At 65.7% G+C, this 12,298-nt stretch carries 9 protein-coding genes; 2 read left to right on the top strand and 7 right to left on the bottom strand.

What is annotated here, in order from left to right:
* Positions 1-95 precede the first annotated feature (95 nt).
* Positions 96-1,127: a heat-inducible transcriptional repressor HrcA gene (gene hrcA, locus ACIBK2_RS15110; protein WP_396967511.1), complete on the bottom strand. Its 1,032-nt coding sequence runs from the start codon at positions 1,125-1,127 to the stop codon at positions 96-98.
* 219 nt (positions 1,128-1,346) lie between these two features.
* On the bottom strand, positions 1,347-2,525 hold the full coding sequence (locus ACIBK2_RS15115) for a DUF3558 family protein (protein ID WP_396967513.1): 1,179 nt from the start codon (positions 2,523-2,525) through the stop codon (positions 1,347-1,349).
* 866 nt (positions 2,526-3,391) lie between these two features.
* On the opposite strand from ACIBK2_RS15115, the gene ACIBK2_RS15120 reads away from it, so the two are divergent.
* Positions 3,392-4,264, top strand: a complete 873-nt coding sequence (locus ACIBK2_RS15120) for a helix-turn-helix domain-containing protein (protein WP_396968456.1) — start codon at positions 3,392-3,394, stop codon at positions 4,262-4,264.
* Between the two features lie 153 nt (positions 4,265-4,417).
* Here the strand turns inward: ACIBK2_RS15120 and ACIBK2_RS15125 are convergent, their stop codons facing one another.
* Positions 4,418-5,494 carry a DMT family transporter gene (locus ACIBK2_RS15125; RefSeq protein ID WP_396967515.1) on the bottom strand — a complete coding sequence of 359 codons (1,077 nt, stop codon included), beginning with the start codon at positions 5,492-5,494 and terminating at the stop codon, positions 4,418-4,420.
* A 1,202-nt stretch (positions 5,495-6,696) separates the two neighbouring features.
* On the opposite strand from ACIBK2_RS15125, the gene ACIBK2_RS15130 reads away from it, so the two are divergent.
* Complete coding sequence (locus ACIBK2_RS15130; protein WP_396967517.1) at positions 6,697-7,974, top strand: helix-turn-helix domain-containing protein; 1,278 nt, start codon at positions 6,697-6,699, stop codon at positions 7,972-7,974.
* Between the two features lies 1 nt (position 7,975).
* On the opposite strand, the gene ACIBK2_RS15135 is transcribed toward ACIBK2_RS15130, so the two are convergent.
* The 4 genes from ACIBK2_RS15135 to ACIBK2_RS15150 form a co-directional block, all read right to left on the bottom strand.
* Positions 7,976-9,340: a serine hydrolase domain-containing protein gene (locus tag ACIBK2_RS15135; RefSeq protein WP_396967519.1), complete on the bottom strand. Its 1,365-nt coding sequence runs from the start codon at positions 9,338-9,340 to the stop codon at positions 7,976-7,978.
* A 123-nt stretch (positions 9,341-9,463) separates the two neighbouring features.
* Complete coding sequence (locus tag ACIBK2_RS15140; RefSeq protein ID WP_396967521.1) at positions 9,464-10,210, bottom strand: histidine phosphatase family protein; 747 nt, start codon at positions 10,208-10,210, stop codon at positions 9,464-9,466.
* Positions 10,211-10,381: 171 nt separating this feature from the next.
* Complete coding sequence (locus ACIBK2_RS15145) at positions 10,382-11,185, bottom strand: alpha/beta fold hydrolase (protein ID WP_396967523.1); 804 nt, start codon at positions 11,183-11,185, stop codon at positions 10,382-10,384.
* Between the two features lie 246 nt (positions 11,186-11,431).
* Complete coding sequence (locus ACIBK2_RS15150) at positions 11,432-12,250, bottom strand: alpha/beta hydrolase (protein ID WP_396967525.1); 819 nt, start codon at positions 12,248-12,250, stop codon at positions 11,432-11,434.
* Positions 12,251-12,298: the final 48 nt, after the last annotated feature.

Genomic DNA, 12,298 nt, shown 5'->3' on the forward strand with positions numbered 1-12,298 from the left:
TCACCGCTCCAACCGCATGCTGATGGCCAGCATTAGTCGGATGCACTCAACTTTATCCGGCCGGAAGTACGAGGGTATCAGCGGCATCGGAGCCGTCAGCGTTCGGCGAGGACCTCGCCGATATACCTGGCAACGGCCGCCACCGAGGCGATGGTTCCCGGATAGTCCATCCGAGTGGGACCGAGCACACCCATGCCGCCGAGGATCGCGCCGGAGGTGCCGTAGCCGGTCGACACCACCGAGGTGCCGCGCATCTGCTCGACCTGGGTCTCCTCGCCGATGCGCACGGTCACCGTGCCCGGCTGTTGCGCGGCGGCCAGCAGCTTGAGCACGATCACCTGCTCCTCCAGCGCCTCCAGCACGTCACGCAGCGAACCGGGGAAGCCGAAATCGGCAGCGTTGCGGGTCAGGTTGGCAGTGCCGCCGAGCACCAGGCGTTCCTCGGGATGCTCGACCAGCGTCTCGACCAACACCGTCGACACCCGGATCAACACGTCGCGCAGGCGCAGCGGCGCCCGCTCGGGTAGCTCCGCGACCGCCGCCGATGCGTGCGCCAGCCGCTTGCCGTCCATCGCGCCGCCGAGCATGCCGCGCAGGGCGGCCAGATCCTCGTCATCGATCAGCGCGCCGAGTTCCACCAGGCGCTGATCGACCCGGCCGGTGTCGGTGATCACCACGAGCAGCAGCCGCGCGGGATTCAACGCGACCACCTCGATGTGCCGCACCGTCGACGCGGACACCGACGGGTACTGCACGACCGCGACCTGCCTGGTCAGCTGGGCCAGCAGCCGGACACCGCGGCGCAGCACGTCATCGAGGTCGACGCCCGATTCCAGGAATTCCATGATCGCGCGCCGCTCCGCACTCGACAGGGGCTTCACCTCGGCGATCCGGTCCACGAACTGCCGGTAACCCTTGTCGGTGGGGATGCGCCCGGAACTGGTGTGCGGCTGCGTGATGTAGCCCTCCGCCTCCAGCACCGCCATGTCGTTGCGCACGGTCGCGCTCGAAACACCCAGATTGTGCCGCTCGACCAGGCTCTTCGACCCGATCGGCTCCTTGGTCGCGACGTAGTCCGCGACGATCGCGCGCAGGACCTCGAAGCGCCTGTCCTCGGTGCTCGACATCGGCCCCACCTCCTCGCTTCGTCCTCGGGTACGCCGCCGCTCATCGCACAACACCATGCGAATCCCGGCCTGTCTGCTCAACCAGTCTAATTGCCTATACCTGAATCGCCCCCTTGCAGCGCTGGGGAGGGGGCGCGACCGGAATCGATGGAACTGATCGTGATCGCTTCGTAGTTCGGGCCCCGGCCTGTCGGACAGCCGTCAGATGGCTTGTCGACGTCAGGGGATCGCGTGCAGCACCGACGGGGTGATCTGGGCGGCTTGGGTGCAGGCGTCGAAGGGGAAGGGTGGGGTGGCGGGCGCCAGATTCACCGAAACCGTGAGCAGATGCGCGTTGTTGGCGGTCGGTGGGTCGGCCCGGCGGTAGTTCAACGTTATTGCGCAGCTGGAGTTTTGGCGGGTGGGGTCGGTGGACTGGACCGTGCGCAGCTCTATGCCGGTGAGTCCCTCCACGTTCGTGTGCCGCGCGTATTGGATGGACTGGCCGCCGTCGAGGCCCGACGGTAAGCGCAGCACCTCGCCCGTCTTGACCATCTGCTCGCTGGTTTGGTCGAACGAGATCTCGACGGTGGTGCGGTTCGCGCCGCCCGGCTGGACCAGGGTGATCGCGCACTTGTAGGCCTCGGGCCAGCCGACCGAGGTCATCTGCCAGGCGGAGAACTGTGCGGTGATCTGCGCGGTGGCCGCACAGGGGTTGCGCTGCAGCAGTGACCGTCCGCCCTGATCGTCGATCACGTGTGGCGGCAATGCCAGCAGACCGTCGATGGTTGCGGCCAGGTATTCCCTGGTGAAGCTGCAGGGCTGCGACCATGGGACGGGCGTCTTCGCCGAGCCTGCCAACTTGGCGACGCTGAGGAAGTGCGCGAATCCGGTGTCCCCGGCCGGGATTCGGTAATCGCAGCTGTACGCGTCGGGTCTGTCGTCGCTGCTCGCGCTGCGATACACGGTGTGGCCGTTGATCTGTTCGGTCTTGTCCGCCGCGCGTTTGTCCGAGGTGTAGAGCTTGTCGAGTTGCAGGTTGAACGAGTAGTAAGCGTCATCGGGGGCGCTGAGTATCAATCCGCAGCCGGTCCAGCCGCTGCCGCGGTCCATGCCCGGACTGCGGTCGAAGCGCTGGAATACGCCGAGGCGCTCGGCGTATTCGCGGTTCAACAGCGCGCACGGGTCGGTGGCGCGGATCCGGGCCATCAGGTCGGGCGTGCCGGGCGCGATGGCGGCCAGTTCCGCCGAACCCGGCGTCCCTACCTGCGCTTTCGCCGCCCGCGGTGCGGTGGACTCGGCGGTGGATCGCACCGTCGACTCCTTGGAGGTGGTGCCGCATCCGCCCAGCGCGATGGCGACCGTGGCAATCGCTACCACGGCCGCCCAGCGCCGACTGCCGCCCACTATCAACGGCAACTCCCTCGGCTTATCGAACGATCCACGGCAGGTTAACCCAATAATGAGCGCTCTCTTGTTAATTCTCGAATACCCGGCGAATCGTGACCCAATCAATGCCGGAATCCGTGCCAGGCGAACAAAACTCATGATCAACCGGGGTGGGCGGCGGCGACCCGGTGGTCGGTTCAGCGATCGGATCCTCATAGCCAACGGCTAATTTCGCGAGGCGTTCCCCGGCGAACCGGAGGTTCAAGTCCGGTTCGCCGGAGCAGCGCGTAGCAACGGATGGTCGGCGGTCCGCTACGACAGGCTTGCAGCACTTGGCTTCTCGGCGGCAACGAGCCGCACCTGACCGCACATCCGTTGTGGCGGTCGGGTGCTCGCTGCGAGCGTCTCGTAGCGACGTGCATGCCCCATGAGGGCGCGCACGAAATCGCCGGCCGATGTGTGCGGCCCGCGAAACGGTGCGCGGGGTGGGCGGCTGCCGGGTGCTGAGCTCGGCGGACGGCTGGTGGATACCGGGCGGAGAGGGCGGCTGGCGGACGCCGATAGGGCTGCGGCAGTTGACTTCTCGGCGATTCGGAGCGCTCACCGGGTGGGCCGCCTGGTGGTACAGACACAGCGGCAATGATGCACCTCATCCGAGTGGACCTGAACCCGCTCTCGCAGATAAGGTTTCAGTACTTCGATGACACGGACCGGGGCACGCCTTCAGTAACGCACCGGAAATTATCGGCGGGGAACGTTCCCAGTGGTGGAACCAGGGCAGAATTCGCCAGGTTCCAAGGATTCCCGTCATGCGGTTCCAGTTGCATACCTGGCCAATAGCGAGGCTACGAAAGGGAATTGCCGTGACCCCCACCGGATCGACCCTCCCGCGACGCATGCTGGCACGTCAGCTACGCGAGCTCCGGGAGCATTCAGGAGTCAGCGCGGAATTCGCCCGGCAGGCGATAGGCGTTGGCAAGCAAACACTCTGGCGAATGGAAACCGGGCAACCCGTCCGATTGAATCCGTTGTTCATCGAGCGGCTGTGCGCGGTATACGGCGCGCGCGACGACGTGACGCGGACGCTGCTCGGGTTGGCGGAGGAGTCGCATCGCACCGGATGGTGGCAGGCGTATGGGGATGCCATTCCGAAGCACTTCGATTCGTTTGTCGGATTGGCAGAGGCGGCGAAGCGGATTGTTTCGTATCAGACGGTGCTGCTGCCGGGGTTGTTGCAGACCGATGCCTATCGGCGCGCGATGACCCGCGTGCACTCCCCCACAATGCCGACCACCGAAGTCGAACGGCGCATCGAACTGTTCGCTCGCAGAAAGGCTCGGCTGACCGATGCCGACAACCCGTTGACCGTCGAGGCCATCCTGGACGAATGCGTCCTACGTCGCGCGATCGGCGGTCCGGCCGTGATGGTGGATCAGCTCGATCACCTTGCCCGAGTTGGTGAACTGCCCAACGTCTCGGTGCGGGTGGTCCCGCTCGACGCGGAGGCCTACGACGGACTGGCCGTGGGCCCGTTCGTGCTGCTCGAATTCCCAAGGCACCCAACAGCACATCTCACCGAGCCGCCGGTTGTCTACCTGCAGAGCCACACCAGCGCGCGCTACCTCGACAAGCCCGACGAGGTGAACCAGTACCAGCAAGCACACGTCGACCTGCAGCGTTCCGCATTGACCGAGCGCCGCACCCGCACCCTCATCCGCAAAATCGCAAAAGAATACGCAGCGCACACAGCCCTATCCCCGGCCGTCTGACCCCACGACCACGCACCAGCCGCAGTCAGGGCTGAGTAGAGGCGGTAAACAACGACTTGACGTAGGAAACGCGCTCTTGACGCAAGCTGCAGCATGCGTCAAAAGCGTGCAACATGCGTCAAGTGGCACTGGGTATGCGTGTGCGGACCGCGGTCAGCTGGCGGCGCTGCGTTGGGCTCGGTCGTTAGTTGGGTCGTTGGTCCATGCTCCGATCCAGGACTGGCTGGCCGCCAGTTCCTCTTCGCGTTGGGTGCGGGAGTGGTCGCCATCGTCGGATCGGTACATCCGGAGCACCGGCGGTGCGGGTTCGGCGGGGGCGAGGGTGGCGAACTCCGGTTCTCGTCGGGGGATGGGGATCGGCACGGGCTCATCGGCTTCGGGTTCGGCCTCGGCGGGGGCGGTGCGGCCGTCGAGCAGGTTGAGCGCGAGTGCGCACAGCACGATCACCGCCCCACCTAGGATTCCACTCCAGGTGGGCACCTGACCGAAGAAGACCAGCCCGAACAGCAAACCCCACACGCATTCGACGGTCAGCATGTTGCCGCTGAGCACCGCGTCGACGCGGTCGAACGAATAGTTGATGAGAAAGACATTCAGTACGCTGAGCACACCGGCGAGACCGACTGCGGCCCATAGCATTACCGCTGATGTGTGCGACGGAATATGCGGAATGCTGTCTCCCTGTACAACAGAAGTCAGCACCACACCTACCGCGCCGACGCCGAGGGTCAATGCGGTGAGCTCGTGATTGTTCAAAGTGCCGTCGTGCCAACCTCGTCCGAGATAACCCAGCGACATTGCCACCATGGCGACCAGGGCAAGCAGGTTGCCATAGTTCAGTGAACTCGCGGCACTACCGCCGAATCCCGACAGGATTGCGACACCAACCGCGGAGCCGCCGACGAAGATAATCCGGACGGCGGAGACGCGCACGCTACGCAACAGCATCCCGAGCGCGGAGACCAGCGGGAGGGCGGCGATGAACGAAATGTCGCTCACCGCCGTCATTCCCGCGGCCTTGGAAAATATTGTGGTCCCTACGACGTACAGCAGGACGGTGCGTCCGACGATGACACACCATTCCCGCATGCGGATCCGCAGTATGGTGCGCCAACGGATCCACCGACTGAATACGACTATCGCGATGAAGAACGCCAGGCCCGTGCGAAGATAGACCTGCTGGGCGGGAGTGAAACCGCTACCGAGATAACGGGACAGCACCGTGAGCATGGCGAAAGACGCGGTTAACAGGACCAGCGCTCCGATACCGCGCAGGTCAGTTGACTGTCTGCTTTGTACGATCGCGGACCCGTTGATGTCGCTCACATTACCGATATGATCGACACCCGGAACCGTACTCCCGGGTATTTTTTACATGATTGCCGCAGCTACAACGGTATGGGGCTGAACAAGTCCCGCTGCGGCATCACGTGCCCGTGCGTGCCTCAGTTATGTGGCATTTCGACTAGGCGGAACCCCCTGCGGCATGGTGTAACCGAAGATGCCGCCGGTCTGTGCGGCAGTTGCATCGCCGTCCGCGGGCCAGCCATCCGGCCAGGATCCACGCGGCGGCCAATACCGTCACAGCCACGGTGTTCATTGCCGAGGCGCAGGTCACGAAGGTGGCCAGTGCGGTCACCGCTGTCGCGATAGGCGTCATTACATGCACCATCTTGTGGGCGAATGACACTGGGTCATCCTCGTCGGCGGTGCACTCCGGGTCTGCCAGGACCCTACCGACGATGACGATTCTTTTCATGCCCCCAGGGTGCCGCTGATCGCTACGACCGGCCAGAGATTGCCCCGCCCTTGCGCGCCAGGCGTGCAGAACGCGCTGTTTATGGACGAAAGACCAGTACACGGATACGGTCGGAAGCACGGACAACGCAGATCCGTGCGCTCGTCCGGGTTAGTTCAACAGTGATCTGGAGATGTTGTGAGCGAGCGACAGCGAGCGAACCGACAAAACAGTGCGCTCTCGCGCATGACGGAGCCGAGCGCCAGCGAGGTGCAGTCATGAGCGAGCGACAGCGAGCGAACCGACACGAAGCGCCCTCGCGCGTGACAGAACTCAGGGCTTAGCAGGGTAAGCCGTGAGTATGCAGCGTGAGCAAGCGATCCGACAACACAGTGCACCTTCGCGCACGAGGGAGCTCAGGGCTAGCAGGGTGAGCCGTGAGCGAGCGAATGGAGAACATAGTGCGCCCTCGCGCATGACCGAGCTCGACGCCAGCAGGGTGAGCCGAGAGCGGACTGCGCGAGCGAAACAACACGATGCGCCTTCGCGCACGCGCTCAGGGCTAGCAGGGTGAGCCATGGGTCCACGTGAGCGAGCGAACCAGCAGTACAACGCGCCTTGGCGCAGCGCACCTACCGACAACACAGCGTGCGTCCGCGTAATGCTGAGGTGAGGGCAGCAAGGGGGAATTGGAATGAACGGGCCGCACAGCATCGCGTGCGGAAGACGGGTGGTCCGCGAGTACGAGGCCGCCGGTGGATCGACCTGGGACCAGGTACACGCGGTCCGGTCGCACTGCGGCGTCTCGTTGCTGCGGGCCCATCGCATCGCGTACGGGTTCACTCTCGTCGATGTCGCGCACCGATTGCAGGAGATCGTCACGGCTGACGGGTCGTCGTGCCGAGGACTGTCGCATCAGAGCGTGTCCCGCTGGGAAACCGGCTTGGATATGCCGTCGTATCAGTTCCTCGACGCGTTGTGCCGGTTGTATCGCACCCGGCCGGACCGGCTCGGCTTCGGTCACGACTACACCGACGACGAACCTCCGCCCGCGCCACCTCCGAGTCGCTTGATCGTCACTCCCGCTTCGCAAGTCGGCTCCACCGCGCGAGATACCGTGCGCGCGTTGGAGGAAGGTCTCGAACTCAGCGGCTATCTCGTCTACGTCCAGCCGCCTTCGGAATACATCCCGGCGCGGATGCGCGATCTGGCCCAGGTCCAGCAGGTGAAGCTGACGGACCACTCCGCGGATCTGCGTCGCCGGCTGCACCGGATCGAGGCAATTATTGCCGGGCTCATCGCTTTTCGGCTCAACGACGTCGCCGATCTGCACGACACCTTCATGTGGTTCGCCAAGGCACGCCGCGCCGCGAGGCAAGCTGGCGACCCGACGCTCGAGGCCTGGCTGGCCGGACACATGGCGCACACCCACGAGTGCTATCGGCATGCGCTCGATCAGGGTTTGGCCGCAGCTCGTTCGGCGCAGGCGGCCAGCGGCCGCGGTCCGACGGCGGCGGGTGTGTTCGGCCTGCTGGCCGAGGCGGGCATCCAGGCCAGGATCGGGCGGCGCCGGGATGCCCTGGAGGCGGTCAACGCGGCGGATCGGATGTTCGCCGCGCTGCCCGACACGGCGACGACCGACGACAACCTCGGCACGTCCGAATACATTCTGCGCTGGCATCAATCGCATGCGCTGAGTTCGATCGGTGACTGGCGGGCGGCCGAGTCGATCCGTGATCGGATGCTCGAATTGCCGATGGCCGAGAAGGATCAGGTCGGGCGGGCGCTGCTCGATCTCGACATGGCCACCCTGTGGACCAGGCAGGGTGAGCTGGACCATGCGCGCGAACAGATCCGGCAGGTCTGGCAGTCGTTGCCGCCGGAGCTGCGGGTGGGTCAGGTTCGCCGGAACGTCTCGCAACTCGTGGTCAGCCTTCCACAGGGCATGCGGGACAACATCATCGAGCGTTGATCTACGGGCCCACTCGGTTGAAGAGCCTGCCCGCGAGGTCTGCTCCGGTGATGTGGCCGTGTTCGTCGCGTGTGAAGAAGCCGCGCTGACCGGCCAGGGCACCGGAGGTCAGGATGTAGTCGTCGCCGGGGAGCAGCCCGAGCTCGAAGGGCGAATAGTCCGGGGGCAGTTCGATTTCCGAGGCGGCACGGACCTCCGGTTTGATGACGACCTCGAGGGTGACTGCGGTGCCGTCGGTGTCGATGGTCAGCGCCATGGTGCTGTATTCGTAGGTGCCGAAGATTTCCTGGGCGCGGGTCTCGTCGTAGGGCAGCGGCTCTGGATCTCGATCAGTCACTCCCACATACGTTTCCAGGACCCAGCGGAGAACGGCCTTGTTGCAGGGGATGCCTTCGGGGCCTGCGTTGGCCATCACGATGACGGCGAAGTTTCGTTCGGGGATCAGCAGCAGGTCGGCGAATTGGCCGTTCGATGAGCCGCCGTGGCCGACCGTGCGGACACCGTCGACCTCGCGCAGGAACCAGCCGATGCCGATGGCGTCGCCGAGGGTACTGCCGCGCAACGCGATTGTCTGCTCTTGCATTCGGGTGAGCGCATCGGTGGGCAGTAGTTCGGCACCGCTCTCGGTGCGGCCGTCGCCGAGATGGAAACGGGCCCAGCGGAGTTGATCGGCGACCGTAGAGGCGAGGCCGCCGCCCGGGTGGTCGGCGCGGGTGTCTTTCCACGGACGTGCGACAGCGAGTGAGCCGTCCTCGCCTGGGTTGTGTCCGACGGCGAAGCGGCGGGTCATGATGTCGTCGGGCAGGTAGTGGCTGTCGGATAGGCCGAGTGGTTCGAGAACCAGTGTGGCGACAGCTTTTTCGTAGGTCAGGCCGGTGACCTTCTCGATGATTCGGCCGGCCAGGTTGAAACCTACCTGGCTGTACGAGGCTCGGGCGCCGACCGGCGCGATCTGTTCCAGGGCGGCCATTTCTGCGACGTAACGGGCCAGGGCGTCGTCGCCCGCACCGGTGTCGATGATCATCCTCGCGTCCAGGCCAGCAGTGTGGTTGAGCAGGTTCAGCACGGTGATTTCGGTGGCGGCCTGCTGGTCGGCGAGGGCGAGTTCGGGGACATAGCGGTGGACCGGGGCGTTCAGCTCGACGCGGCCGTCGGCGACCAGGCGCATCAGTGCGGTCGCGGTGTAGGTCTTGGTGATCGAGCCGAGCAGGTACAGGGTGTCTTTCGTGATAGGCAGCGGGTTGTCCAGGCTGGTCACGCCGTGGCAGGCGAAGGTTGCTTGGCCGTCGGCCCATACTCCGACAGCGACGCCGGGTATGCCGAACTTTGTGGCTGTTGCCTCGACGAAGTCGGTCAGTTGTGTCATGTGGTGCCCCTTGTGGATTCGGTGCGTCGGCTGATGGGCATGACGATGCCGAGCACCCCTGACACGGCGCTGATACGGGGCTTGGTCGACAAACCGGCCTGCTGGTGGAGCCACGGTTGGTGTTCAGGCTGGCGGCAGGTGGGTGCGCTGGTCGTAGGCCAGGAGGTGGTAGCCGTCGGCGGTGCGTTGCCAGCTGGTGATCGAGCCGTTGCCTGCCAAGCCCGCTTCGGCGAGAGCGAGAACCGCTGTGTCGGTGAGGTTTTCAAGGAGTTGACGGAGGAACAGGACTATCGCGTCATGCGCCACGATCAGCACGCGGCGATGGCGGTGGTCGGCCGCGAGATCGGCGACGACTCCGCGTAGCCGGTCCGCGACGTCTCGGAACGACTCGCCGCCGGGCGGCCGGTAGCCGAGCGGGTCGCGGGCTTCCTTCGCGGGTTCCTCGGGGAAGCGCTCGCGCACGACGACGGGCGCGAGGTGATTGAATTCGCCGCGGTGCCGGTCATAGAGGCGCTGGTCGATGTGGTGACACGGCAGATCACGGTTCGCGGCGCGCAATTCCCGCTCGGCGAGTTGCCAGGTCTGCACGGCTCGCAGGTACGGCGAGCACAGCACCAGGTCGGGCAGTTGGTCCGAGTCGACGGCGGCGAACCACCGGCCGACGGCGGTCGCCTGCCGCTTACCCAGATCGGTGAGAGCGATGGACATGTCGTCGGACTCGAATGGTGTATTCGTGGCGAAAGCTACATTCGCGGTGCTTTGCCCGTGCCGGACCGCGTACAGCAGATCGACAGATCCGGAGCCCTTCGGGTGCGGGCAAGATGCCTCGAATTCACGCTGCTCCCAAGCGCTTTCAGAATCAGATCGCACGCCTCCCCCTTCGTGATCACCCCGAATTATGCGCCCTCCCCCGCCCCAGATGCGCCGTGCTGCCCCTTCCGGGCGGGGCGAAGCGCCCATGGGAAACCGGGGCGGTGCGGCCTTCGCTGCGCCGCACGGAGCGCGGGTGCGGCGCGGCGAAGGTCCGGGTCTAGGCCTTGGTCAGCGTGGGACGGCTGCCGCTACTACCGCGGCGACCTCGGCGGGGTGGGAGACCAGCGAGGCGTGCGACGAGTCCACCTCGCTCGTGTGGGCGCCCATGCGGTTCGCCATAAACCGTTGGGAGGCAGGGGGAATCACTCGGTCGGCGGCGGAGACGAGGTACCAGCTGGGCGTACCGGACCAGGCGGGTGCGCCGGAGGGTTCGAGGTTGGCCGCGATCGCGATGGAGTGCTGGTGCGCGATCATGTCGGCGGCGGTGGCCGGGCTGACGTCCTGGGCGAAGACGGCATTGAAGCTGTCGGGCGCGACGAAGCCGTCGAGGTTCTTGCCCGCGATGCCGGTGGGGTCGTCGACGATGCCGAGTTGCAGGACCGGCGGGAGCAATTGGCTGCCGGGGAAGCGGATCGGGTCGAGCAGCAGCTGGGCGGGCTCACCCTGCACCGGAGCGAAAGCCGCTATGTAGACCAGGGATTCGACCTTCGGGTCGTGCACGTTGCTGATCACGGCACCGCCGTACGAATGGCCGACCAGCACAACGGGTCCGGAGATGGTGTCGAGGGTGCGTTGGATGGCGGCCGCGTCGTAGGCCGGACCGCGCAGCGGATTGTCCGGTGTCACAACGCGATAGCCCTGCTCACGCAAAGCGGCGGCGACGCCGTTCCAGCTGGTGGCGTCGGCGAAGGCGCCGTGCACGAGCACGATGGTCGGGAGCGGTGCGGCATCGGCGGGAATGGCCGCCAAGGTCGTCGCGGCAGTGATCGCCACCGCCGCCACGGCTGCCCGCAGAGTGCGAGTGAGGTGCATGGTTGTCCTGTCGGGTCGGGTTTCGCGGCCGGTCGGTGCGCGAGGAGGTCCAGCAGGTCGGCAATGGACGTCTGCTCGAACTCGCCGCGCAGGCCGTGCGATGCGTCAGCGTAGACGTTCGGCTGAGATTTCGGCAGGTCTACGCGCTGTTGGGGACCCCATCCGGGATGCGGGCCGCGCCGAATGCTGCGATCGGCGTGAGCTGATCATGTCACCGTGCGCGACAAGCACCGCGATCTCGATCGGCTAGGCGGTGAGACTGGCGGGGAGGTTCTGCTTGGTCAGGAAATCCAGTGCGGTGTCGGCGATTTCGTGCCAACCGTGGTCGGCGGGCATGGAGTGGCCACGATCGGCGAACACGACCAGTTCGGTGACGCCGGGATTCTTGCGCTGAATTTTGTATTCGGAGCGGACTGTCGCTTCCGGCACCAGGCGGTCGCGGCCGCCGGCCAGCATGAGCAGAGGGCCGCGCTCACGTTTGGTGTCGACACCCGCCTCGCTGTTCGGCGCGAAATTGGCCAGGCCCGCCTGGAACAGGGGGCGGGCCGGAGCGGGGATGCCGTGGGTGGCGAACAGTTTGTCCGATTCCTCGCGGGGGATCGCGTTGGCGAAGGTGCGGTGGTAGCTCTCCGGCGTGTGTGACCACGTCTTGCCACGCAGCCAGGGCTTGCTCAGCACCGGTAGCACGCTCTTGACCTGGGCCAACGGCAAGGTCAGCACGCCGCGGAACTGGGCGGGGTTGATCGCGACGCATCCGGCGGCCGAACCCGAGCCGAGCAGTTTCTGCGCGATCAGGCCGCCGAAGGAATGGCCGATGACCACGGGTGGCGTCGGCAAGTCGGCGATGAATTTCGCATAATGCTCGGTGACTTCGCCGATGCCGCGATTGTTCAGCGCGTCCGGGTTCTTGCGGGTGGCGTCGGCGGTTTCGGCGTCACCCGGCCAGCCCGGCGCGAAGGTCTGATAGCCCGCGCGGTCGAACGCGTCGAGCCAGGCGCCCCAACTACTGCTGTGCATCCATAGTCCGTGAATGAACACGACCGGACGTGCGGTGGGATTCGACACGAAAACCTCCTGGGACGGCGCTGTACACGATCTGCGCGACTGCGGCGG

Source organism: Nocardia sp. NPDC050175, from assembly GCF_044459885.1.
Classification (GTDB): domain Bacteria; phylum Actinomycetota; class Actinomycetes; order Mycobacteriales; family Mycobacteriaceae; genus Nocardia.